At 29.4% G+C, this 21281-nt stretch carries 21 protein-coding genes and 1 other RNA gene; 13 read left to right on the forward strand and 9 right to left on the reverse strand.

Features of this window, described 5'->3' with window-relative positions; all coding sequences use genetic code 11:
* The 3 genes from AC3ATN_RS02995 to bshA are packed head-to-tail and all read left to right on the forward strand — an operon-like array spanning position 1 to position 4558.
* A complete protein-coding gene (locus AC3ATN_RS02995; RefSeq protein ID WP_487531751.1) occupies positions 1-489 on the forward strand; it encodes an ABC transporter ATPase in 489 nt (162 codons plus the stop codon).
* Positions 490-3417, forward strand: a complete 2928-nt coding sequence (locus AC3ATN_RS03000; protein WP_487531752.1) for a serine hydrolase domain-containing protein — start codon at positions 490-492, stop codon at positions 3415-3417. It begins immediately after the preceding gene.
* 10 nt (positions 3418-3427) lie between these two features.
* Positions 3428-4558, forward strand: coding sequence for an N-acetyl-alpha-D-glucosaminyl L-malate synthase BshA (gene bshA / locus AC3ATN_RS03005; protein WP_487531753.1), 1131 nt, complete (start codon positions 3428-3430; stop codon positions 4556-4558).
* Here the strand turns inward: bshA and AC3ATN_RS03010 are convergent.
* Positions 4551-6647 (reverse strand): penicillin acylase family protein, encoded by a 2097-nt coding sequence (locus tag AC3ATN_RS03010; RefSeq protein WP_487531754.1) that lies wholly within the window; start codon positions 6645-6647, stop codon positions 4551-4553. The genes bshA and AC3ATN_RS03010 overlap by 8 nt on opposite strands.
* A 96-nt stretch (positions 6648-6743) precedes the next feature.
* Between AC3ATN_RS03010 and AC3ATN_RS03015 the strand changes: the two genes are divergently transcribed.
* From AC3ATN_RS03015 to AC3ATN_RS03030, 4 genes are all read left to right on the forward strand, one after another.
* On the forward strand, positions 6744-6971 hold the full coding sequence (locus AC3ATN_RS03015) for a YgaP family membrane protein (protein WP_487531755.1): 228 nt from the start codon (positions 6744-6746) through the stop codon (positions 6969-6971).
* Positions 6961-7518 carry an SOUL family heme-binding protein gene (locus AC3ATN_RS03020; RefSeq protein WP_487531756.1) on the forward strand — a complete coding sequence of 186 codons (558 nt, stop codon included), beginning with the start codon at positions 6961-6963 and terminating at the stop codon, positions 7516-7518. The genes AC3ATN_RS03015 and AC3ATN_RS03020 overlap by 11 nt, the downstream gene beginning before the upstream one ends.
* 76 nt (positions 7519-7594) lie before the next feature.
* Complete coding sequence (locus AC3ATN_RS03025) at positions 7595-8272, forward strand: M24 family metallopeptidase (RefSeq protein WP_487531757.1); 678 nt, start codon at positions 7595-7597, stop codon at positions 8270-8272.
* Between the two features lie 8 nt (positions 8273-8280).
* Complete coding sequence (locus AC3ATN_RS03030; protein WP_487531758.1) at positions 8281-9879, forward strand: phytoene desaturase family protein; 1599 nt, start codon at positions 8281-8283, stop codon at positions 9877-9879.
* 50 nt (positions 9880-9929) lie between these two features.
* On the opposite strand, the gene AC3ATN_RS03035 is transcribed toward AC3ATN_RS03030, so the two are convergent.
* The 4 genes from AC3ATN_RS03035 to AC3ATN_RS03050 all read right to left on the reverse strand — a co-directional run bounded on the left by AC3ATN_RS03035 (position 9930) and on the right by AC3ATN_RS03050 (position 12285).
* Positions 9930-10706, reverse strand: coding sequence for a sulfite exporter TauE/SafE family protein (locus tag AC3ATN_RS03035; protein WP_487531759.1), 777 nt, complete (start codon positions 10704-10706; stop codon positions 9930-9932).
* Positions 10707-10817: 111 nt separating this feature from the next.
* Positions 10818-11237 carry an Hsp20/alpha crystallin family protein gene (locus AC3ATN_RS03040; RefSeq protein WP_487531760.1) on the reverse strand — a complete coding sequence of 140 codons (420 nt, stop codon included), beginning with the start codon at positions 11235-11237 and terminating at the stop codon, positions 10818-10820.
* Between the two features lie 144 nt (positions 11238-11381).
* Positions 11382-11603, reverse strand: coding sequence for a hypothetical protein (locus AC3ATN_RS03045; protein ID WP_487531761.1), 222 nt, complete (start codon positions 11601-11603; stop codon positions 11382-11384).
* A 16-nt stretch (positions 11604-11619) separates the two neighbouring features.
* Positions 11620-12285: a ZIP family metal transporter gene (locus tag AC3ATN_RS03050; RefSeq protein WP_487531762.1), complete on the reverse strand. Its 666-nt coding sequence runs from the start codon at positions 12283-12285 to the stop codon at positions 11620-11622.
* Positions 12286-12343: 58 nt separating this feature from the next.
* Between AC3ATN_RS03050 and AC3ATN_RS03055 the strand changes: the two genes are divergently transcribed.
* Complete coding sequence (locus tag AC3ATN_RS03055) at positions 12344-13507, forward strand: THUMP domain-containing class I SAM-dependent RNA methyltransferase (protein WP_487531763.1); 1164 nt, start codon at positions 12344-12346, stop codon at positions 13505-13507.
* A 4-nt stretch (positions 13508-13511) separates the two neighbouring features.
* Here the strand turns inward: AC3ATN_RS03055 and AC3ATN_RS03060 are convergent, their stop codons facing one another.
* Genes AC3ATN_RS03060 through rlmD form a run of 3 tightly spaced genes read right to left on the reverse strand, consistent with a single transcriptional unit; the run spans position 13512 to position 16112 of the window.
* Positions 13512-14231 (reverse strand): DUF6048 family protein, encoded by a 720-nt coding sequence (locus AC3ATN_RS03060; protein ID WP_487531764.1) that lies wholly within the window; start codon positions 14229-14231, stop codon positions 13512-13514.
* Complete coding sequence (locus AC3ATN_RS03065; protein ID WP_487531765.1) at positions 14197-14706, reverse strand: DUF6452 family protein; 510 nt, start codon at positions 14704-14706, stop codon at positions 14197-14199. The genes AC3ATN_RS03060 and AC3ATN_RS03065 overlap by 35 nt, the downstream gene beginning before the upstream one ends.
* Positions 14703-16112 carry a 23S rRNA (uracil(1939)-C(5))-methyltransferase RlmD gene (rlmD, locus tag AC3ATN_RS03070; RefSeq protein ID WP_487531766.1) on the reverse strand — a complete coding sequence of 470 codons (1410 nt, stop codon included), beginning with the start codon at positions 16110-16112 and terminating at the stop codon, positions 14703-14705. Before rlmD ends, AC3ATN_RS03065 begins: the two co-directional genes overlap by 4 nt.
* Before the next feature lie 137 nt (positions 16113-16249).
* Between rlmD and rocD the strand changes: the two genes are divergently transcribed.
* The gene (rocD, locus tag AC3ATN_RS03075; protein ID WP_487531767.1) at positions 16250-17551 is read left to right on the forward strand and encodes an ornithine--oxo-acid transaminase; all 1302 of its coding nucleotides are present in this window, start codon (positions 16250-16252) and stop codon (positions 17549-17551) included.
* Positions 17552-17576: 25 nt separating this feature from the next.
* A complete protein-coding gene (locus tag AC3ATN_RS03080) occupies positions 17577-18713 on the forward strand; it encodes a cysteine desulfurase family protein (RefSeq protein WP_487531768.1) in 1137 nt (378 codons plus the stop codon).
* A gap of 8 nt (positions 18714-18721) precedes the next feature.
* Here the strand turns inward: AC3ATN_RS03080 and AC3ATN_RS03085 are convergent, their stop codons facing one another.
* On the reverse strand, positions 18722-20386 hold the full coding sequence (locus AC3ATN_RS03085; protein WP_487531769.1) for a M23 family metallopeptidase: 1665 nt from the start codon (positions 20384-20386) through the stop codon (positions 18722-18724).
* Between the two features lie 73 nt (positions 20387-20459).
* On the opposite strand from AC3ATN_RS03085, the gene AC3ATN_RS03090 reads away from it, so the two are divergent.
* From AC3ATN_RS03090 to ssrS, 3 genes are all read left to right on the forward strand, one after another.
* Complete coding sequence (locus AC3ATN_RS03090) at positions 20460-20759, forward strand: hypothetical protein (protein WP_487531770.1); 300 nt, start codon at positions 20460-20462, stop codon at positions 20757-20759.
* 15 nt (positions 20760-20774) lie between these two features.
* Positions 20775-21068, forward strand: coding sequence for a cell division protein ZapA (locus AC3ATN_RS03095; RefSeq protein WP_487531771.1), 294 nt, complete (start codon positions 20775-20777; stop codon positions 21066-21068).
* A 43-nt stretch (positions 21069-21111) separates the two neighbouring features.
* Positions 21112-21223: non-coding RNA, 6S RNA (gene ssrS / locus AC3ATN_RS03100), on the forward strand.
* Positions 21224-21281 lie beyond the last annotated feature (58 nt).

A 21281-nucleotide genomic window follows, 5' to 3' on the forward strand; every position in this document is an offset into this window, starting at 1 on the left:
ATGAAAATACTCTTTAAAAATCTTTCAAATAATGCCAGAATTTGGATTTATCCCTCAAATAGAAGATTGAGTGATCATGAGATTATAGAAATTAAAAAGTTATCGGACAACTTTACTGAAAAGTGGACTGCGCATAATAATAAGCTTTTGGCTTCAATAGATATTCCATATAATAGATTTATTGTTATTGGATTAGAAAATGATTTTAATTTACCTTCAGGATGTTCGATTGATTCTTCAGTTCACTTTATTCAGTCATTGGAAAAACAGTTTAATATAACTTTACTTGATAAAATGAATGTAACTTTTAAGCAAGGAGAGTATTTGACATATAAAAGTTTAAGTGATTTTAATGATATGGTCAAAAAGGGTTCTGTTAATGCTAATACAATTGTTTTTAACAATTTAGTTTCTGACATTTCAGGGTATCTTTCTGATTGGGAAATCCCCATGAAAGACAGTTGGCATTCTCGATTTATTAGGTCATAAATGAAATATTTTTATAGTTTAATTCTTGTTTTTTTCGTTTTTAAAACATATTCTCAACAACCAGACCCACTATTATCAGATGATATTATACTTCAAAAAAAATGGGTTGATAGTATCTTCAGTTCAATAACTCTTGAAGAAAAAATTGGTCAACTTTTTATTCCAATGGTTTTTTCAAATAGAGATTCTTCTCACTTAAGAAAAACAATAGAACTAATTAAAAAAAACAATATTGGAGGAATTATTTTTTCCAAAGGTCTTCCTAAGTCTCAGATAGAATGGAGTAACATTCTACAGTCAAAATCGAAGATTCCTCTTTTAATTTCTATGGACGCCGAATGGGGAGTTGCTATGAGACTTAAAAATGTTTTGTCGTTTCCCTGGAACATGACTCTTGGTGCAATTAACGATGATATTTTAATTTTTGATATTGGAAAAAGTATAGGTGAGCAGTTAGTGAGATTAGGGATTCATTTGAATTTCGCTCCTGTTCTTGATATAAACACTAACCCTAATAATCCCATAATTGGTAATAGATCATTTGGGGAATCTTCAAAGATTGTTTCCAATCAAAGTTTACATTTAATGAAAGGTATGCAAAGTGTTAATGTTTTGACTTCAGGTAAGCATTTTCCAGGTCATGGAGACACATCAAAAGATTCACATAAAACACTCCCTACCGTAAGATTTTCGAAAAATAGAATAAAAGAAGTTGAATTAGGACCATATAAAACTCTAATTGAAAAAGGTTTGTCGTCAGTTATGGTTGCTCATTTAAACATACCTAGCATTCAAGACAAAGAATTACCTACGACACTATCAAAGAGTGTTGTAACGGACTTATTAATAAATGAATTAGGGTTTAATGGCCTTATTTTTACTGATGCACTTGATATGAAAGGTGTAGCTGGTGTAAAAAACGTGGGAAATATAGATTTGGCAGCATTTTTAGCTGGAAATGATATTTTATTAATGTCTGAAAACATTTCCGAAGGAATAAATTCAATTCAAAAGGCATATCTTTCAGGTAAAATATCAGAGGAAAGACTCGAATACTCAGTTAAAAAAATTCTTAAAGCGAAGTATAAATCTGAATTAGATAATTATCGACCAGTAGAGCCGTTGACATCTCCTTTAAGCTCCTCAAAAGATACTTTGTTAGTCTCCAAGGCATTTCAAAAGGCAATAACTGTTTTGAAAAATAAAGGGCAAATCCTCCCCCTTACTTCAAAAAGAAAATACGGTTATTTATCTATAGATAAGGGGTCTGGAAAGGCTTTTAAAGATAAGTTAAATCTTTATGCTGATATTAGTGATGTTACGGGATTAATGCCCAAAGATATTATCGATGAGGCTATAAAAATGAAATGGAAGGCTATTATAGTTGGTTGGCATCCAAATGTAAATGATGATAATCCATATTCAAGAAGTAAACTATCTTCAAAAACTCTGGGTCTATTAAAAAAAATAAGTACTGAGGTACCCATAGTTATAAACATATTTGCTAATCCTTACTCTGTTTTACAAATAGAAAAATTAAAGAATATAAATGGAATTATAGTTAGTTATCAAAATAGTGAAATCGCACAAAAAATTTCTGTTGATGCATTGTTCGGGGTAACTAAAATTGAAGGTAAAATCCCAGTTTCCGTTGGGAAAAATTATCCTGTGGGAAGTGGTATTGAGATAGGTTCAAAAAAAATAATTGGTTTTTCTGAACCAGCACTTGAAGGTTTTAGCAAAGAAAAATTAAAAGCTATAGATAAGCTTGCAAATATTGCGATAGACTCCTCAATGACTCCCGGTATTCAAATGTTAATTGCTAAAAATGGTAAAATTATATACAATAAGAACTTTGGCTATCACACATATAATAAACTAAAGAAAGTAACCGACTCCTCTGTATACGATGTTGCATCTCTTACCAAAATATTGGCAACTGTTCCTTTAATAATTCAGGAGGTTGCCTTGGGTAATATAAGTCTAGAAACTAAAATTGGTGAACTTTTGCCAGAATGGAAAAAATCCAATAAAGGACAGATTACTTTAAAAGAAATTCTTTCTCATTATGGGAGGCTTAAGCCCTGGATTCCTTTTTACAAAGAAACTCTAGATAGAAAAAATAATCCAAAACGAAATCTCTATAAATCTTCAGTTTCTAACTCCCACAGTCTAAAAGTTACAGATAATTTATTCCTAAAAAACAAATATGAAAGAAAAATTATTAATCAAATAAAAGAAAGTGAACTTATAGATATCTCAAATATTGAAAATTATGAATGGAAAAAAAATTATTCTGATTTATCATATTATATTTTAAAGGAATATTTAGAAACATCAAGTAATAGTTCTTTAGATGTTTTAGTAGATAAAAAGATTTTTAAACCATTAGGCCTAATATTTACAACCTATAATCCAAAAAATAAATATTCAAAAGATCTTATTGTTCCTTCTGAAATTGACAATTATTTTAGGTATTCTGTCTTGCAAGGTGATGTACATGATATGGGAGCTGCTATGCTTGGTGGTGTTGGAGGGCATGCTGGGGTTTTTTCAAATGCGTATGAGGTAGCTGTTATAATGCAAATGTTTTTACAAAAAGGAGTATACAACGATATTGAATTATTCCCAAGTCACACTTTTGATTTATTTAACATATGTTACTATTGCAAAAATGGGAATAGACTTGGTGTAGGTTTTGATAAGCCCCAAATCGAGGGTAATGGATCTACTTGTGGATGTGTTTCAAAACAGAGTTTTGGTCATTCTGGTTTTACGGGAACTTATGCTTGGGCAGACCCTGAAAAAGAAATAGTATTTGTATTTTTATCAAATAGAACCTTTCCTTCAATGGAAAACGGTTTGTTAGTAAGTCACAATATTCGAACACGAATTCAAGGTCTAGTATATGAGGCTTTAATAGATTAAATTAGAAAAGTTGAAAATTGCAATTGTTTGTTATCCTACATACGGGGGAAGTGGAGTTGTCGCCACTGAATTAGGTCATGCTCTTTCTGTATTAGGACATGAAATACATTTCATTACATACAAGCAACCCGTAAGGTTAGATACCCTTAATAAAAATATATTTTTTCATGAAGTTTTTGTTCCTGAATATGATCTATTTCATTACCAGCCATATGAATTGGCTTTGTCTAGTAGAATTGTAGATGTGGTTAAAAACCATAAAATAGATGTATTACATGTTCATTATGCAATACCCCACGCATATGCCGCGTATATGGCTAAAATGATGTTAAAAGATGATGGGATTTCTCTTCCCATAGTTACAACTCTCCACGGAACTGATATAACTCTAGTTGGAAGCCATCCGTTTTATAAAACAGCAGTAACCTTTAGTATAAATAATTCTGATTATGTGACATCTGTTTCCAAAAGTTTAAAAGAGGATACTGAAAGTTTGTTTGATATCAATAAACCAATTGAGGTTATCCCTAATTTTATAGATGTAAACAAACATGCTCATCTTGAAAGACCATGTCACAGGGATTCGGTTGCAGATAGTAAAGAAAAAGTAATAACACATATTTCAAATTTTAGACCTCTTAAGAGGGTCGAAGATGTTTTGAGAATTTTTGAAATTGTTCAAAAAGAGATACCATCTAAATTATTGATGGTAGGAGAGGGGCCAGAAAGAATTAAGGTTCAGAGATACGTTAAAAATAATAATTTGAGAAATAAAGTCTTGTTTCTGGGTAAAAGTAATGAGATTAATGAATTATTATGTTATAGTGATATTTTCTTGTTGCCTTCTGAAAAAGAAAGTTTTGGTTTAGTAGCTTTAGAGGCAATGATTCATAGGGTTCCAGTAATATCTAGTAACGCTGGAGGACTTTCAGAGGTTAATATAAATGGGGTTTCAGGATATTTATCAAATATTGGTGATATTAAAGAAATGGCAAATAATACGATTAATGCTCTAAAAAATGAAAAGGAATATAGTAGATTACAAGAAGGAGCCTTTAACCAAGCTAAAAAATTTGATATTTCAAATATTATTCCTAAATATGAAGCTATATACAATAAGGCTTTAAATAGATCTATTTAGGATTATAAATTTTAATCGCTTTTGATAAAATCTCTTTTTTATTTAGTGTCATTTTTTTTGTTTTGAAAGATGCATATTTCTCCATTTGATCGTCATAATGAGGACTTCTAGGATCATCAGAACTTCCATAAGATATTATTGATTCAATTTCAGGTCCCTCAGATGTAAATTTTACAAGTTCGATATAAGATTCTCCAGCTGTAACTTTACTCATTCCTTTTTTGTAAGGTACTGATGCCATTGCTGTTAAAACATCTCTTAATCCAAATATAGGTATTTCTTTGTCTCCTCTAACTAGTTTTTGAAACTCCCCAAGCTTTACTTTTTCTTTTCCAAAATATTGTAGCATATGAACTTTAGTATCCTTTAAAGCTTCAATTATAAATGTCTTTGGGAAAATTTTTGGTGGGGTAAGTTTTTTATAATACTTACCAAGTTTAAAATAAAAAATTGCATATGCCCCAGCTCCAATTGAATTAACATCCGCTTTTCTATCCCAATTTTGAATATCAAATAAAATATCTCTAATTTCAGGGTATTTATTTGCATCTATATTAAATAGAGCATTGATATCCATCCATGAATATGAAAGTGGAGTTGGAAGAGTATTGTCATATTTAATCTTCTTGAAATCATAGTAATCTAATTTTAAATTTTGGTCGATTAGAAACTTTAATCTTATTGATCTGTTGTTATTAAAAGTTTCATATCCCATGTCTTTTGAAAAATGATTTTTATTTGGATTTTCATCTTTAGAAGTTGATAAAAATGGAGAATGGTTGGTATTGTAAAAATACCCTGACTTTGGCTGAAGAACTTGAGGTAATTCTTCAATATCATATGTTTTCGACCACAATGTTTTTTTTGTGTTTCCTGGTACAACATTTCTCCAATCATAACCACTTGCTCTTCTTGGAATTAATCCATTAGAGATATAAAATATAGTATCATTTTTGTCAGCATATCCAATATTATACCCTGGGAGAGCTTTCATCTTTAATATTGAATAAAATTCTGAGAAATTTTTTGCCTTTCCCATTTTCCACCACTGTTCAAGACCACGTATTTCATTTAATGATGGAGTTTTGATAGAATAAAATCCAGATTTATTTTTTAGAGTCGGACCATAAATACTTTTATAATATTTTTTTTTAATTTTAATAGGTATACCTAATAGCCTAATGGATAATTTAGCTTTGTGAACTTCTAAGTCATAGTAAGTATCATCAATTAAATACCTATGCTTATCTTTTGGGTGCATTTGTAAAGCAAAAACATCCGTCTTATCTGGTCTATTTACAGTATGACACCATCCTAAATTTTCATTAACTCCAATAAGAACACTTGGGCTTCCTGCAAATAAACCACCCAGTATATTTGTGCCTTCTTCACTCTGAAGATGGGCTTCATACCAAGAAACTGGGCCGTCGAGAGGTTGATGAGTATTGATAGCTAGATATGTGTTTCCATCTTTAGTTTTGTTGCTATTGAAGGCGAAAGTATTGGATCCTTTTTCTTGGTTTGAGAATAGATTGTTAGATTGATCAATAACCGAATAATTTAAATCATTTTTAATTATTTTATTAACCCAATAATCCCCTTCTGATGAAATAAAAAGCTGAAGTTGTCCATATTTAAGCATTTTTTTTGGGGTTACTGGAAATAAGTCAGGGTGAAGAACCTTATCAGGATTTTGTTTTGCATAACTATTAATACCTTGAGAGTAGGCTTTTAGAATTTCTTTGTATTCAGGACTAATTTTACTTTCATATTCTCGATCAACGATTTCATCAGAACCAATAAATTGAGCTAAAAAGTCTGCACCAAATCCTCCACGGCCTAAATATTTTGATAATATGGCGTTTCCAGCTAAATAGGACTGTTGTATGGTTTCAAAATCATCTTCTGAATGAGCCCATGCCAAACCATATGCGAGTTCTGCATCTGTTTTTGTAAATATATGAGGTACTCCGTATTCATCTCTGGCAATTGTGATATTTTTGGGATTAATTTGACTTATAACATAGGATTCACAGAAGAAAAATAATGATACAAGTATTAGGTAAAGACTATTTTTGTAATTAATCAACTAAAAAGTATTTTAAACAAATATAGTTTCATTTTTGCTAACATTTTATATTTGAATTCTGCTGGTAATTATTTAAATTAGTTCAAATTTTAATATATGAAAAATACTCGAGATGTAATTAAAGTTAGAAGACATGATGCTATATGTGGTGTCTTATATTTGGCAAGTGCGTTGTTAGTAATTAATTTTTCACTTGAATGGATATACCTTGCTGTTGGGGTTGGAGTGCTTCAATTAATAAGCCCAGTAACAAAGTTTTGCCCAGTATATTTTGTGCTAAATAAAATGATGCCTGACACTGAGCCTATTCAAAATGGAAAATAGTTTTTTAAAATTTTTTTTTGTAATAGTCCCTTTTTTTATGTTTTCTCAATACGAAACTCAAGAGTATAAATTAATTTCCGATTATGATGGAATTGAAATTAGGTACTATTCTCCCTCCATGATGATTAAATATTCTGGAGATAATAATTCAAGGGGTGGTTTTGGATACCTATTTAATTACATTTCAGGAAAAAATGAATTAGAACAAAAAATTTCAATGACTACTCCAGTTCATATGACCCAAAATAAAAATGGGTCTTCTATGGAGTTTGTTCTTCCAAAAAAATTTACCTCTGAAACGGCACCTAAACCAAATAATACTAAATTAGAATTATATCAATCTAAGGCAGAGTATTTTGCTTCTATAAAATATGGAGGATATACTAATTCAGATAAAGAAAATAAATTCACTAATCAACTTATTCATAAGCTTAAAAATAATGATATCTCCATAAGTGGGGAGCCAAAGGTCCTTGTATACGATAGTCCCTACAAATTTATTAATAGAACCAATGAGATTTTAATACCAATAATTTATAAAAAATAAAAAAGATGAATAAACATTTAATAAAGAGAGAGATGCCGGGGATATCTGGAGCACCTGCAAATGATTAATTACCTCAATGAATGATGTTAAATTACAGTTAATAGAGGCTGAAAAAAAAGCCTCCCTTTTGTTTAATCAGATTAGTATAAAAGGTCTAATTTGTCCTGGTAAGTCAGAAAACGAGCTTAATGATGATATTTTTAATTTAGCATTTGAGATGTATGGAATTAAAAAATATTGGCATAAAAGAATTGTTAGGTCTGGAAAAAATACTCTTAAACCTTATAAAGAAAATCCAGAAAATCTTATAATACAAGAAGACGATATTTTATTTATTGACTTTGGTCCCATATTTGACGAATGGGAAGCTGACTATGGAAGAACTTATGTATTAGGAGATGACAAGTTGAAAATCAAGTTAATGCAAGATATTTCCTTAGCATGGAATGACTGTAAAGATTTTTTTATTTCACAAAAACATATTACTGGTGCTGAGTTATATGAATACGCTGTCAATATTGCAAGGAAATACAATTGGAAGTTTGGAGGAGAAATAGCAGGGCATTTGATTGGTCACTTTCCACATGAAAAATTGAAAAAGGAAGATAAAACTAATTATGTTCACCCCGAAAATAACATTGATATGTTTGCTTTAGATAAAAATGGAAATAAAAGAGATTGGATTCTTGAAATTCATTTTGTCGATGAAGATAAAGAGATTGGTGGATTTTTTGAACAGCTTTTAACTTGTTAAATTTATAAATGATTCAATCTTATAGAAAAAAATATAAAATAGAAAATCATTATGATGTGATAATGATTGGATCAGGAATTGGATGTTTGTCAGCTGCGGCCATCTTGTCTAAAGAAGGTAAAAAAGTTCTTATTTTAGAAAGACACTATACTGCTGGAGGATTTACTCATGTCTTCAAAAGAAGGGGGTATGAGTGGGATGTAGGTATTCATTATATAGGGGAGGTTCAGAGAAAAAATAGTGCTATAAGGTTGTTGTTTGATTATATAACTGATTCAAAACTAAAATGGGCTGACATGGGTTTTGTTTACGATAAGATAATTATTGGAAAAAAAAAGTATGACTTTGTAAAAGGTGTAAAGAATTTTAAAAAAACATTAGTTGAATATTTCCCTGATGAAGAGATCTCAATAAATAAATATATTGATCTTATTTTTTCTTCAAATAGAGCTACAGGTAAATTTTACTCAAGTAAGATTTTGCCTCGTTTTGTAGATAAAATTATAGGTGGATATATGAGAAGAGAGTATTTAAAATATTCAAATCAAACCACTTATGCTGTATTATCAAAAATAATTAAAAATGATGAACTGATTAAAGTTCTTACTGCACAGTACGGGGATTATGGCCTCCCTCCAATGCAAAGTAGTTTTGCAATGCATGCATCTGTCGTAAAACATTATTTTGATGGAGGTAGTTTTCCAGTTGGAGGTTCTTCAAGAATTTTAGAAACAATTGATCCTGTTATAGAGAAATCATCTGGCACAATTATAGTCAATGCTGAGGTTGAAGAAGTTATTGTGATAAATAACAAGGCAATTGGTGTATTGATGGCAGATGGAAAAAAATTGCTTGGTAATAAAATAGTAAGTGGTACTGGAGTTTTTAATACTTATGAAAAACTAATTCCATCTGGTGTGCGTGAAAAACACAATCTAATATCAAAGTTAAATAAGGTTAAGCCATCTGTATCTCACGGTTGTCTTTATATTGGTTTAAAAGGTTCGTCAGAAGATCTAAACCTTCCAAAAAATAATCTTTGGATTTATCCAGAAATCGGAAGTCATGATGATTGTGTAGATGCTTATTTGGAGGATATTAACGCTCCATTTCCTTTGGTTTATATTTCTTTCCCATCATCGAAAGATCCTACTTGGAATGAAAGATATCCCGGTAAAAGCACTATTGATGTAATCACGCTTTTACCTTACGAACTCTTTTCAAAATGGGAGAATTCGAAATGGATGAAAAGAGGTGAGGAGTACAATCAATTAAAAGAAATGATATCTAAAAGACTCTTGGAGTGTTTGTTTAAGGAAATCCCAAACTTGGAAAATAAAATCGATCATTATGAGTTATCAAGTCCCTTAACTACTCAAAATTTTGTTAATTATAAAAAGGGAGAATTATACGGGATAGATCATAATCCAGAGCGTTTTAATCAATCTTTTTTAAAGCCAAAAACAGAAATAAAAAACTTTTTTCTTACAGGACAAGATATTGTGACTGCAGGGGTAGGAGGTGCATTATTTTCGGGTTTATTGACAGCTAGTGCAATTTCTGGTAAAAATCTTTTTAATAGAATAAAAAAGAAAAGTCTTTCTTAAATTATGTTTAAAAAAATTACTTAAAATGAAAAAAACATTATTTAAAATATTTATATAATGCCTATTGCAAGGCTAATTGCTAAAATTATCAAACAAATATTTACTATTTTTTGAAGATAATTTATTGTGATTTTTTTTAATCCAAAATTACCTATTAAGCTACCTATTATTGCTCCAATACATGTTAAAAATAATAGATAGTACTGTTTAGATGTTTCTAAGAAGCTCGTATTCGATAGGTAAACTCCAATTCTCGTGAAGTCTACTAAGGCAGAAACTGTAACAGCTGTTGCGATAAATGACTCTTTTGAAAGGTTAGTTTTGATTAGAAACGCAGTTCTAAGAGCTCCTTGTACTCCTGAAAGACCTCCGAAAAAACCACTTAAAACACCGCCCAAGGGTAGCCATTTAGTTTTAAATTTTAGATTTTTGAATTTTGGTATTAGTTCAATAGTTGCAAATGTGATTAGCATTATTGATATTGTTATTTTGAGTAAGCTCTGATTGACTGCTTTTCCAAATAGTAAATAAGTATAATTTATATTTAATTCTTTAAAAACAAAAAGAAGATAAGCGCCGACAAATGAAGCTATTATAGCTGGTATGCCAAACCTTTTAACTATTGACCAATTTATGTTATTTCTAACAAGTAACCATTTAAAAATATTATTAACTAAATGGACAATGCCTGTGAGTGTGATAGCTAGTTCTGTTGGGAAAAAAACTAAAAGAACAGGTGTTAGAAGCGTGCCTAATCCAAATCCTGAGAAAAAGGTAAGTATTGCAATTCCTCCGGCTAATAAGGGTATAATAAATATTTCATCCATATGTATTTTGTCGATTAAAATTTTGCAATTATCTAATAATAGATTTTCTAAAAAAAACCCTCCAATAGGAGGGTTTAAAAATAATTAAATTATATCAACAATAAAAGATCATTAAGTGATCTTAATGGTCTTTTTAGATTGTATTTGATCCTCTTTGTTTTTAGGTAATTTTATTTTTAATACTCCATCAATACATGTGGCGCTAATTTTGGAAGTTTCTATACTTTTTGGGATTGTGAAACTTCTTTTGAAAGAATTATAATCAAATTCTTTTCTTGTAAAATTATTGTTTTCCTCATTTTTGTTTTTAATTGTTTCAATCGAAAGAACCTTATTTTCTATACTTATTTCAAGATCACTCTTATTTATTCCTGGAGCAGCAATTTGTAATAAAAAGCTTTTGTCGTCTTCTATTACATTTACAGCTGGATTAGATTTAGAGTAATATCGAGCTTCATTATTCCAGTTTGTATTAAAAAATTCATCCATTATTGATGGAAGTATTGTGTTTTGTTTTCTAATTAAATTCATAATATTTATATTTTAGTTAAACATTCTTAAACTTAGTATTCAAAATCAATGCCTTTCCTAAATATAGACATATTGTCATAAAAAAAGAATTTATAAATGACATATTGACACTATTTTAGTAAAAATGTCATAATAGATATGTGTTTATTGAGAATTAAGTTTTGTGATTCTAATTTTTCCCAATAAAAGTGTTGCTTCAGCAATTAGACATATTCCAGAATTAAATATTACAAGTGCAATTGTCCCTAGATAAAACCAATTGAAATCATTATTTATTTTAAAAATTATTGCTTCTCCAAAAAGACACAATCCAAGCCCACAAAGTAATAATCCGCCAACAGAATATAGTAACCATTTATTTCTCATAATGTAAAGTTTAATTTCATATTACAGTAGCGGTTATTATAGCAACTACAATACTGATGATTTTTTGAAGATTAAATTTGTGTCCTTCGCTACTTTCAAATAATATAGTGGTTCCAATATGTAAAAGCATACCAACTGCTAAAGCTGTTAACGGATATAATAAATTTTCAAAAAGAGGTAAGTAAAAAGATACAACTGATCCTAATGGAGTTGCCAAGGTAAACATACTTAAAAAAAATAAGTTTGTAATATTTGAGTTTTTATTTTTATTAAAAATAAAATATACAACCATAGCAACCGGAATTTTGTGAATGAATAATCCCATGCTTAATGTATCAAATTTATTTATGGGTATTCCCTCAAGAAATGCATGAAAACATAAACTTCCTAAAATTATTAGCGTTTGACCTTTGCTGGATTTATTGTGAGGATGACCGTGTTCGGTACCTTTTGAGAAGTATTCTAAAATTATTTGTAATAGAATACCAAGCATAATCCAGATTCCTGGCCTAAAATTGTTTTGAGTATATAGAACTGGAAGAATATCTAAGACAATCAAGCTTATTAGAAATGCTCCACTAAAAGCCAAAACTAGCTTTATGTTTTTGGATTTATACTTAAAGGCAATAAAAAATCCAATCAAACATCCAATTATTGGAAGCAAAACATTAATTATTTTCATTTATAATAAAAAATATATTTTGACCAAAATTAAAGTATTTTTGATCTGTAAATTGAATATGGATAATAATTTTAAAATAGTTGCTAAGACTTTTTATGGAATGGAGCAAGTTCTTGCTGATGAGCTGCTTGAGCTCGGTGCTCAAAATATTAAAGTTGGCAATAGAATAGTCTCATTCATCGGAGATAAGGGTTTTATTTATAAAGCTAATTTGTGCTTGCATACTGCATTGAGGATTTTAAAGCCAATACATAAGTTTGAAGCAAACTCAAATGAAGAATTATATAATGAGCTATATAAGTATGATTGGAGTCAATATATGAATGAATCAAGCACGTTTGTATTTGATTCTGTTCTTTCAGGAAAGATATTTACGCATTCATTATTTGTTTCTCAAAAATCTAAAGATGCTCTAGTTGACAAATTTAGAGATGAAAATAAAGAACGTCCAAATGTTGATTTAAAGCATCCTGATTTTCGATTTCACCTCCATATCAGTAATAATATTTGCAACTTATTGCTGGATTCATCGGGAGAATCCTTAAATAAAAGAGGATATAGAGTTTCAACAAATATTGCTCCAATAAATGAGGTTTTGGCAGCAGGGTTAATAAAGCTGTCGGGGTGGGATAAAAACACAGATTTTGTTGATCCAATGTGTGGTAGCGGTACTTTTTTAATTGAAGCTGCAATGATGGCCTCCAACATACCTTCTAATATTAATAGAGATGAATTTGCTTTTGAAAAGTGGCCAGATTGGGATCTTGAATTATTTGAGTTAATTCAAAACTCTCAATTGAAAAAAGTCACAGAGCCCAGTATTCGTATTTTTGGATTTGACATTTCATCATCTTCAGTTGAAAAAGCTAAACAAAACATTAATCAGGCTAGTTTAAGTGAGTTTGTAAAAGTTGAAAAAAAAAGTTTTTTTGAAACAACTAAGTCTTCCGAAGATAAGTTACATCTTGTTACCAACCCCCCTTACGGAGAAAGAATAAAAGGAGATATAGAACAATTGTATAAAAATATTGGAGATACATTAAAAAAACATTACTCAAATACAAATGCTTGGTTAATTTCTTCTAATCTTGAAGCAATAAAATATGTTGGATTGAGACCCAGTAGAAAAATAAAACTTTTTAATGGTAAGCTGGAGTCTAGGTTATTATATTTCCCTATTTATGCTGGAACAAAAAGAATTCATAAGTTAAATAAATTATGAATTTTTATTTGGATTTACCTCGTTTAAAAGGAATTGAATAGGTTAGAGTATAATTAAAAGATGATCCAAATATATTTTCATCTGTTACCCTATTAAATCCGGGAATAAATAAAACTCCAAAATTCTCAGCCGGCGAATTACTTAACAATCTATTTAGTCTAAGGCTAAAACCCATATAAGTATTTTTTAAAACCTGCACTTTCATACCGACCAAGAACTCAATCCATTGAGCATTTAAATCACTTATTTTTCCAGTTGAATATCCGCTATCAACAGAATCCCCTTCATCAAATAATTGTTCGGTTCTAAATAAAACATAATTATTAATATTGTGATTATAAATGCTATTTGCTAACCTAACACCCAAATAAACCTGATTATTCATTCCAGTCCAGTTTTTGTACATGTTAAAATCAAAGCCTAGTTTAATATAACTACCTGATGTCGTGAAATTTATTAATTCAGATTGTTGGGTTCTTTCTAGTGCACCAATTTCAGTGCTCAAATAAAAGTTTTCTTTAACCCTGAGATCTCCAACAATCTCAAAACCCTTAAGATTTTTATCAAACTGAGATGTTATAGGTTGAAAGAGGTCAATTCCAAAACGAAGATTTATAGGGGCTTTTATCTTTTCATTAAACAAACTATCGTTTTTAGATTGTGCAGATAGAGTTTGTACAATTATAAAACTAATGATAAAATGCCAAGTGCATGCTTTGCTCATTTAATATTGAATCTTTTATTAATTTATACGATTTAATCCAAGAACCTGCTGTGCCAATTCCCTCAATTGGATTATCCTTAAATATATATTGACCTTTGAATCCACAAGCTCTATTAATGTATGTATCAATTCGAGTGTGATTAATTTTTAAAGTATCTATGTTTTCATCTTCACCACCCCAGTTGTAAAAAAACTTCAATTCAGTGAAATCTTGATTTGCTTTCAAAGGAACTGAGATTGAATCATTTCCAATTAAATATCTTCTGATGTAGTCTTTGTAATCATCATTCAACTCATTTATCACAAAAAAAGGAACACTTTTTGGTTGATCTATATCATCATAGTCAAAAAACCTAATTATTAAGTTAGGAGTTCCGACAGTTCCTTCAATACAAATATCATCTCTTTCACATCTTACTAAAAAGGTGAAAGATGAAAATATCACAATTAAAAGAAGTATTATTTTTCTTTTCATTTCTTTTCTAAAAGTACAACATTTTCTATATGATGTGTCTGTGGAAACATATCAACAGCTCTAGATCTAGTTATTTCATAAACATCTTTTAATAACAATAAGTCTCTTGCTTGAGTAGCACTGTTACAACTTACGTAAACTATTTTTTTAGGAGATAATTTTAAAATTTGTTCAATAACTTTTTTATGCATTCCGTCTCTTGGAGGATCAGTTATAACTACATCTGCTTTTCCGTATTTAGCAATAAAGTCATCATTGAAAACTGTTTTCATATCTCCTACCACAAACTCTACATTTTTTATAGTGTTAACTTTTACATTAGATTCTGCAGCTTTAATTGCTTCAGGTACAGACTCAATTCCAATAACTTTAGAGCATTTTCTGGAAACAAATTGCGCAATTGTCCCAGTCCCTGTATATAAATCATAAACTATTTCATGTCCATTTAAATTTGCAAAGTCAAGAGTAATTTTATATAATTCATGAGCTTGTTTACTATTAGTCTGATAAAATGATTTAGGAGTAATCCGGAATTTTAAATCATCCATTGTCTCAGTAATATATGTTTTTCCAGAATAGCATATTACTTTTTGATCGTAAAGAGTATCGTTATCTTTCATGTTAATACAATAATTTAAAGAGGAGATTTCCGAGAATTCAGATTTTAAATAATCAAGTAAACCGTTAATTTTTTTTAAATCGTTTTTAAAAAACTGTATTAAAACCATTAGATCTCCACTTGAACTAGTTCTTATCATTAAAGTTCTAAGAAGTCCGTTTTTATTATAATAATCATAAAAAGGAAGATCATTTTCAAAAGAAAATTTTCTTATCGAATTACGAATTTCATTTGATGGATCTTTCTGTAAGTAGCATTTATGAATATCAATTATTTTATCCCACATGCCTGGTTTATGAAAACCAAGTCCATTTTTATTTAAATCATTTTTTTTATCATCAATTTCTTCAACATGTAACCATCTTCTATTGGAAAATGAAAATTCCATTTTATTTCTGTAAAAGTATTCTTCAGAGGAGCCAAGAATAGGTTCAGGTTTAATTAATTCAATTTTTCCAATTCTTTTAATATTTTCGTGTACTTCCTTTTCTTTAAAATGTAGCTGACTTGAATAATCCATGTTTTGCCATTTACATCCACCACATACTCCAAAGTGGTCACATTTTGGATCAATTCTTTTTGATGATTTAGTTACTAGCTTTTCGATTCTTCCTTCAAGAAACCCTTTTCTTTTTTTATAAACATTAACATTAACGATGTCCCCCGGTACTCCCTTCTCAATAAAAATCGTTTTACCATCAATTGTTTTTCCAACAGATTTTCCTTTACTGGCAGTATCTATGATTTTTATGTTTTCGTAAATAATATTTTTTCTTTTTCCACGCATTTTGTAAAACTAACATAATTTATATTTTAAATGTTAAGGTTTATTTTAATAACTTTTAAAGTTATGGGTTATAGCCTTAAAATTTATTTAATACATTTACAACATTAATAAATTAAAATGTTATAAATACAACAATCATGGAAATAAATACAAAGACCAATAGTATTAATACCAATTCTTCTACACATCATTTGGGGTTAGAGAAAGAGTTTGGTGCTCATGACTATCATCCACTTCCTGTGGTTTTATCCAAAGGAAAGGGGGTTTTTCTATGGGATGTTGAAGGGAAAAGATATTATGATTTTTTATCTGCATATTCAGCTGTCAATCAAGGTCATTGTCATCCTGACATAATAGAAGCTTTAACAAATCAAGCCAAAGAACTAACATTAACTTCAAGAGCATTTCACAATGATAAACTTGGAGAATATATGGAGTACGCTACAAAATATTTTGGTTTTGAAAGATTGCTTCCAATGAATACTGGAGCTGAAGGTGTTGAGACAGCTATAAAAATTTCAAGAAAGTGGGGTCACACAATAAAAGGTGTGCCTGAGAATCAAGCACAAATAATTGTATGTGAAAATAACTTTCATGGAAGAACTACAACTGTTATTTCTTTTTCTTCAGACCCTGGATCAAAAGATTATTTCGGACCACATACTCCTGGTTTTCTTCATGTGCCATACAATGATCTTAAATCTCTTGAATCTGTTTTAGAGAATAATCCTAATGTTGTTAGTTTTTTAGTGGAACCAATTCAAGGAGAGGCAGGAGTTTATGTTCCTGATGAGCATTATTTATCTGAAGCAAAGAAACTATGTGAGAAAAATAATGTTTTATTTATTGCTGATGAAATTCAAACAGGTATTGGAAGGACTGGATCTTTATTAGCTGTATGTGGAAATTGCACTTGTGAAAAGAATTGCGAAAGACAAAAATCAACTTATACTAGACCTGATTTATTAATTCTAGGAAAAGCTTTGAGCGGGGGAACATATCCGGTTTCTGCTGTATTGTGTGATAGTTCAATAATGGACGTAATTCAACCCGGTCAACACGGAAGTACATTTGGTGGTAATCCTCTTGGATCTGTAGTGGCTAAAAGGGCTTTAGAGGTTGTTAAAAATGAAAAATTAACTCAAAATTCTAGAGATCTTGGTAATTATTTTCGAAGAGAAATAAATAACTATATAAAATATAGTTCTATCGTTAAACTAGTAAGAGGAAAAGGCCTGCTTAATGCAATCGTAATTAACGATAAGCCAGATAGTAAAACAGCATGGAATATTTGCCTCAAGCTAAGGGATAATGGGCTTCTTGCAAAACCTACCCATGGGAATATTATAAGATTTGCACCTCCACTTGTAATAACAAAAGCCCAATTAGATGAATGTATTACTATTATAAAAAAAACATTGCAAGATTTTGAATCTTAGTTAACTTAGCTAAAATTTATTTTAAATGGAAGTATATTTTGACAATGCGGCAACTACTCAAATCAGAAAAGAAGTTGTTGATGAAATAAAGAATTGTTTATTGGATACATATGGAAATCCTTCCTCATCTCATTCTTTCGGAAGATCTGCGAAGTCAAAGTTAGAAAATGCACGAAAAGTAATTGCTTTTCATTTAAATTCTTCACCACAAGAGATAATTTTCACATCTGGTGGTACAGAGTCAGATAATATGTTGATTCGTTGTGCGGTTAAAGATTTGGAAGTTAATACTATCATTTCTTCAAAAATTGAACATCACGCAGTTTTACATACTCTTGATGATTTAAAATCTGATGGGGTTGAAATAAAGTATGTTAAAACAAATAACAAAGGTCAAGTAGATTATGTCGACCTTGAAAGACTTCTCAAGGAAGATGACTCTAAAAAGCTTGTAACATTGATGTATATCAATAACGAAATAGGGACCATTCTTGATATGGAAAGAGTTGGTTTGATTTGTAAAGAGTCAGACGCTTTATTCCATACTGATGCTGTTCAGGGAGTTGCACATTATAATATAGATGTTGAAAAATATAATATTGATTTTTTGTCCGCTGCAGCTCACAAATTTCATGGGCCTAAGGGAGTTGGCTTTTCTTATGTTAACAAAAAACTTAACATTAATCCATTTATATCTGGTGGAGCTCAAGAAAGAGGATTAAGAGCAGGTACTGAGGCCCTTCCTAATATTGTTGGTATGGAAAAAGCAATGTCAATGAGTTATGAAAACTTGGATGAAGAAAAAAAATATATTCAATCCATAAAAGACTATTTTATAAAATCCATAAAAAATATTTTTCCAAACGTTGAGTTTAATGGATGTTGTTCTGACCCCAAAGAGAGCACATATACACTTTTAAATATATCTATTCCGGTTAACAAGGAAAAGGCTTCGCTATTAGATTTTCAGCTTGATCTTAAGGGTATCGCTTGCTCTAAAGGAAGTGCGTGTCAATCTGGAAGCAATCAGGGATCACATGTTTTAAAAGAAGTACAAAATAAAAAAAATAATGACTGGCCTTCTTTGAGGTTCTCTTTTTCATCATATAATTCAAAACAAGAAGTAGATTATTTAATGAATGTTCTAAAAGAATTTAATTAAATAAAAAATCAATATTTTTTAAAAAAAATGGATTCATAATTAGTTATATTTCCATTCATATCCTCAACTTTTATTTTTAATAAATGTTTTCCATCTTCAAGGGTAAGGTCTTTAAAATTATAAGTAATCAGATTTGACTTTGGCTCAAATTCAAATAAAATCCAAATACCATTAATAGAACCCTCAATTAATTTTATTCCAGAAAATTCATCTTTCACTTTTAATTTTAGAAATTTTAAATTACTTATCCATTCATTTTTTTTAAAATTATAAGGTTTAACTGTCGGAGAGATTGTATCAATTGATAAAGCGTATTTTCCTAATGCATATCCTTTTGTTGACCAAAAATTATTTTCTTTTTTAGTTTTAAGATATCGAGCATTTCCATATTTATTTATTTTTGATATAAATCCTTTTTTTAAAAAAACACTATCAGTTTTAGAAACTTGATACTTAATTTCAAATCCTTTATTAATTAGATGTATGTTTTCTCCAAGATCTAGAGTATCATTATTACTATTAATTTTAATATCTATTGAATTATAAAAAGAGTTTTTTGGGATCTTAATACTAATATTTTTTAAATCTATAGTATACTCTTTGTCTGGGTTTATATTTCCACTTTTTGAAATATTTTGAATAGAGTCTTTGATAATACCTTCAAAATTTAATTTTATTTTAGTCTGATTACCCTTGAAATCAATGACTTTTATTTCACCATCATAACTTAAACCATCAGATATTGTAAATACTCCATAAGATTTTCTCTTGTTTATAAAACTATATTTTGATTTTGGATGAGTAAAAAGTTTTTGGACTCTAACTCTTTCTTTATTCCATTTTTTATGATCTATTAATAATTTTAAATATTTTCTGTCGTTAAAGTTAAGTTGATCAACTTTATAGTTAAATATTGAATCGGCATTTAAATTAAAATTTATTGAATAAACTCCATTTTTACTATATGACTTGTCTTGTCTATCATAATATTTAAGTCCAATCCCGAGCCTACCAGTATTTTTAATTTTTGATGCTGCGTATAAACTATTGTTTATTTTTTTTATTTTTATTTTTTTAATGAAATCATATTTTCCATCATCATAAACTTTGTATAGGTACAAACCACTAATAACTGGTTTTATAGTATCTGTTATTTCAAAATCAAGCTCAAATGGATTCAAAGGATTATTATTAGAATCTCTTATTTCAAAATGTAAATGAGGGCCCGAAGTGCCTCCTGTATTTCCACTGAAGCCAATTAACTCGCCCAAATCAAAATTTAACTGACCTTCTTTAGGAAAGCTTTGCATTTCATAGGTTTTATTTTTGTATTGGATTTTTTTAACATAATCTTCAACCTTTTTAGAAAATTTTTTTAAGTGAGCATAAACTGAGGTAGTACCGTCATAATGTTTAATGTATATACTTTTACCGTATCCTCCGCGGCTAACTCTAACTCTAACCACTTGACCTTTTTTTATAGATCGAACTTTTAAACCTTGTTTCCCTCCTGTTTTGATATCAATACCAGTATGAAAATGAGTACTCCTCAATTCCCCAAAAGTACCGGATAGATTTAATGGAATATCCAGAGGAGATATATTAATTTGACTAAAAACCATAGTTGGTAATATGATTAAAAACATAACTTTAATCATTCGAATAATCTTCATTAAATTGATTTTTTATTGAAATTAAATAAATTATGAGTATAATTTATAGATTTGTGAATAAGTAAATGATTTTATGAATAATTATATTAAGACCATATCACTTTTGGAAGAAAGAGTAATCAAGCTAGTGAACAGACTTAAAGAAAATTATCTATCCCTAAACCAGTTAATTGAAAAAATTGATATTCTTGAAACTAGTGAGAAGAATCTAAAAATCAAATTGGCTGATATTGAAAAACAAAATACTGCATTAATTATTGCAAATAACATGTTGGGAGGTAGTGATGGCAAAACAACTACAAAACGTAAAATTAATAGACTGATAAAAGAAGTCGATGCCTGTATTTTTAATCTTTCAGAAATACAGAAATAAAAACAAGTAATTTTAATGAGTGATTTAATTAAAATAAAAATTACAATTGCAGACAGAGTATATCCTCTGTCAATAATTCCTCAACAAGAAGAATTTTTACGTAATGCTGCAAAAGAGATTGGTGCTATGATAAAACAACTAGAAAAAAGTTACGCAGTTAGAGATAAACAGGATGTTTTGGCTATGTGCGCTTTGCAATATGCAACCAAACTTGAAAATAATAAATCCAATCATTCAAATCAATCTAAAGAGAATGAAAAAGTACTTGAGTTAATAGATATTATTGATGTACATTTAAAAAACTTTTGATGTTCTTTAATACCTTATTCCTGTATTAGTAATTATTTGACAAACTCAACGTTTAATTTTTTATAAAAAAGTGAGTCGTTATTGTAAAAGCATGCTGTTTTTTCATACAGATCCTTGATCAGTTCGTTAGCTTTAAACATGTTTTTTTGGAGTTTGTTCAAAAAACAGGCTAATACAGGTTTTTTTTTTAAGAAATTATTAAATATAAAAAAC

This window comes from Candidatus Marivariicella sp. (assembly GCF_983056325.1).